Origin of the sequence: Sediminitomix flava, from assembly GCF_003149185.1 — a bacterium.
In the GTDB taxonomy this organism is placed as follows: domain Bacteria; phylum Bacteroidota; class Bacteroidia; order Cytophagales; family Flammeovirgaceae; genus Sediminitomix; species Sediminitomix flava.
Genome location: NZ_QGDO01000020.1, coordinates 1 through 3453, shown reverse-complemented (window position 1 = coordinate 3453; position 3453 = coordinate 1). Strand labels below are relative to the sequence as shown.

Here is a 3453-nt window from a genome sequence, read left to right as displayed (position 1 = left end):
GTTTGAATTAGTATGAATAAGGTTATTAATAATTTCATGTTTAAAGTTTGATGTTAATTAACTCAATATCAATAATATATTATTGCACATAACGAATCGGACATGGTGTCGCAGGCAGATTGCGTCGCAGAAGCCTGTGAACTATGCCCCTTGTTGGCGACAGTTTTTATTATTTATTACGTTAAGGTATCTTGGTCTATTATATCTTTGTAAAAAAATCGGATAGATATTAAAAAATAAATTAGTCAATATCAACCATTTTGAATCTTTTAGAGTTGATGAAAATATTATCGTAATCAACCCTATTATAATGGCTATAATAAAATGTGAAAATTCACTTAATCAAGTCAAGTATTCACGCCCCCTTAAATCTATAATTTTACTTGATAATGGCGGATTTTTTGAATTAGTAAACTTCTCCCAACCACTAATCTTGAGTATTTTTTTATATAATTCAATACCTAAAACCTTATAAATATTTCTTTCGTTTACACTGACTTCGAAATAAGACAAATCATATTTTAATTTAAGTTTTGGTACTGTCACATCAAACCAAAACATCAAAAGAAAATTAACTAAAAGTGCAAATGAAAGACTTTCTGAAGGTAAATAATTTTCTAGTTCTTTAAATATAAGGCAAAGTCCAAATATTATAATTAGAGTGAAAATTCCCCAAAAAATATATTTACCTACTTTCATTAAAAAAATCAAAATTATTAATTGTCGCCAACGACTCGGGCATGGTGTCGCTAGCAGGTTGCATCGCACCTGCTAGTGAACTATGCCCCTTGTTGTGCTCCGTTTTTATTTAATTTCTATTTACCTCTTAAATTCGACTTATTAATCATAAAATTGCCAACCGTCTCCACTTAAATATATCCAACCTCTCAGAGTTCCAACTTTGTAATCAATCGAATATTTTTTTTGGGAGCTACCTACTTTATAATCAAAATCCACCCTTTCTAAACCCCAATTGCTAGTTGGTATATTTTCATAAATAATAAGGTTTTAAATCTTTGAGATTCTCGGGATAATGTCCCTTTTGTTGAAAATACAATTCTAGTTTTTCAATAATTAGATTCGCATTTTCACGTCTTTCAAAATTTTGGTATTGTGTTGCTGATATTCCAATTACAAATCCAATCAAAAAAGTCACTATGATAGACTGTCCGATTCTTCTTTTACCACGCTCGATCAACATTGCAAAAAATCCGATGAAAACTCCTAAAACTGTAATTCCAATTGCTAAAAACATCTCAACAGGTATCATATTAGGATTGAATCGGGTCATTAAAAATATTTGAATCAATCCAAGAATTACAATAAATAGTATTTTCAAAAAAATCTTATTCATTTCTATGATTTCTCGATACTTCAATCTCCAACAATGGAGCACAACGCCCTGAGCATGGTATCGCACTTAGGTCGTGTTGACGGTTAGCGCGGTGTGAACTATGCCCCTTGTTATGCCTATTTTTTGTTTAAATTTATAATCTCTTTTGATCTTAAAATCTTATTTGAGTCAAACTCCATATCATTTATCAATATGCTTGGTCCATTTTCTAAATGTAATGTTGTTAGTGATTTTTCATGGCTTATCGACATAACTTGATCTATTGGAACCGTTCTATCATCGCTAAAGAAATCTTTTATTGTAACTTGACTTTCTCCTACATAAACACCTTTCCTAATTGTTTGATAACTAAAGCTGATTGATAGAATCAAAAATAAATACGCAAAAAATTTACTTAAAGAGAAAGTCCCTTTTTGGAAGTAATTGCCTTTCAACCTTTTTCTAATATTGTTCAAAAATATTGAAATTGGAACAGCTATAATGAATCCACAAACTAGGGAGTGAATTAGAATATTCGGTATTAAAATAACTTGTGAAACTTCATTAAGCGACTTATGATAGAAACTCATTAGCTGTGATGTTGAAACGAAAGTTATTCCAACTCCTAAAACGACTCCTAGAAAATAAAGACTTAACCCTCTTCTAACTTTCTTTTCTTTTGCTTCTTGCTCTGCTAAAGTTGGGAAGTATGATTTTTTATATACATTTCTATTCTTTCTGTCTATTATTAGATAATGGAATATTGCGAAAATAAGAGATATTCCAATAGGTATAACAATTGTCTCGATTAGTATTTCAGTCAACATTGTTTATCAGTTTATTAGGCATAACGTATCGGGCATGGTGGCGCAGGCAGATTGCGTCGCATAGCTGCCTGTGGAATATGCCCCTTGTTGTACATAGTTTATTTTATTAAATCCCTAACATCATATCGTAAAACCATAGATAATCTTGATCTCCTGCAATTGAAGAGGACTTGGATGTTACCTTTCTCATTGCTTCTTCATCAGCATACAATTCATCATCTTCCATAGACATCTCAAAGAATGCTTCAATCAGTTTTAAAGCCTCAACAAATTGAGTTATGTTTTGAGCTACCTTTCCCATAATAAAGTCGGGTTTGTCATGATCTATCATTACAACCAACTCACTATCAATGTCAATCGCAAGTATATCTAGTTCAAAGTTCCCAATCTTCTCAAATGATGATGGTAATCGAAGAAGATCTTCCTTGTCTGTAAATTCCACCATTCCAACCTCAATATTCAAGTCCATTAATTCTCTGATCAATTGGTCAGATGATTTGTCTGATTTGATATGGGATATCATCTTTTATAATTATGTACAACGACTCGGGCATGGTGTCGCAGGCGGATTGCGTCGCAAACGACCTGTGCAATATGCCCCTTGTTATGCCGTCTTTTTTTATTTTCTGTGATGCAATTTCGCACATTTGCAGAACAACTTTGTACTCTCCTATTTTACAGCAAAATCACTTTTGAATTCTTACAATTTATCAGAATTTGAACAACGATTTACGCTCTAAATTCATTTCCTTTTTTCTCCACGATTTTGTGGAATTTGTAGATCATGTTGATCTAATAGCAAATCCGTTTTCGCATCAATTAGAGTTTTCCGTTTGTCACAATATTCACGTTTTACGAAAATTTGTAGTCTTTTTTGATCTAAGAATAAATCTAATTTCAATTTGAAAATCAACTGAAATCCAAATCTGAGCAAATCCGTTATTACGCCTTTGGAATTTTAATTTGTTCCAATTATTGATTTTAGATTCAGTTCGTTTTGTTAGCCGAAATTTAAAAAATCAAACTGCGATTTCTGTTGAATTTAAGTCTATTGGGAAATTCGATTTCAATTATTTTTTCGCTCTGGGGGAATTTGCAGAACGTTTTTATCAAAATCAGTTTCTGCTTGATTCCTTAATTCGGCATAACGACTCGGGCATGGTATCGCAGGCAGGTTGCGTCACATAGCTGCCTGTGGAATATGCCCCTTGTTATCGATATAAAAATTTAAAGCTAATCATTTATCATGGTGAATCTCCATTTAAAAATAATACAGAAAGATTTTGAGAATAC

The 3453-nt window shown here is 32.0% G+C and carries 4 protein-coding genes and 1 pseudogene; all 5 read right to left on the bottom strand.

The genetic code is table 11. From position 1 onward, the window contains the following. Window positions 1-141: 141 nt before the first annotated feature. A pseudogene (locus BC781_RS25910) lies at window positions 142-327 on the bottom strand (glycosyl-4,4'-diaponeurosporenoate acyltransferase CrtO family protein); the annotation flags it as partial. A gap of 15 nt (window positions 328-342) precedes the next feature. Further along, on the bottom strand, window positions 343-699 hold the full coding sequence (locus BC781_RS25185; protein WP_109623300.1) for a hypothetical protein: 357 nt from the start codon (window positions 697-699) through the stop codon (window positions 343-345). 292 nt (window positions 700-991) lie between these two features. Further along, window positions 992-1354, bottom strand: coding sequence for a hypothetical protein (locus BC781_RS25180; RefSeq protein ID WP_109623298.1), 363 nt, complete (start codon window positions 1352-1354; stop codon window positions 992-994). A gap of 116 nt (window positions 1355-1470) precedes the next feature. Further along, entirely contained in the window at window positions 1471-2160 is a 690-nt protein-coding gene (locus BC781_RS25175) for a hypothetical protein (RefSeq protein ID WP_109623296.1), read from the bottom strand. 106 nt (window positions 2161-2266) lie between these two features. Beyond that, complete coding sequence (locus BC781_RS25170; RefSeq protein ID WP_146201788.1) at window positions 2267-2683, bottom strand: hypothetical protein; 417 nt, start codon at window positions 2681-2683, stop codon at window positions 2267-2269. Window positions 2684-3453 lie beyond the last annotated feature (770 nt).

Excerpts from the sequence above, each read along its gene's own strand:
- BC781_RS25185 (WP_109623300.1), bottom strand. The coding sequence starts at position 699 with ATGAAAGTAGGTAAATATATTTTTTGGGGAATTTTCACTCTAATTATA.
- BC781_RS25180 (WP_109623298.1), bottom strand. The coding sequence starts at position 1,354 with ATGAATAAGATTTTTTTGAAAATACTATTTATTGTAATTCTTGGATTG.
- BC781_RS25175 (WP_109623296.1), bottom strand. The coding sequence starts at position 2,160 with ATGTTGACTGAAATACTAATCGAGACAATTGTTATACCTATTGGAATA.
- BC781_RS25170 (WP_146201788.1), bottom strand. The coding sequence starts at position 2,683 with ATGATATCCCATATCAAATCAGACAAATCATCTGACCAATTGATCAGA.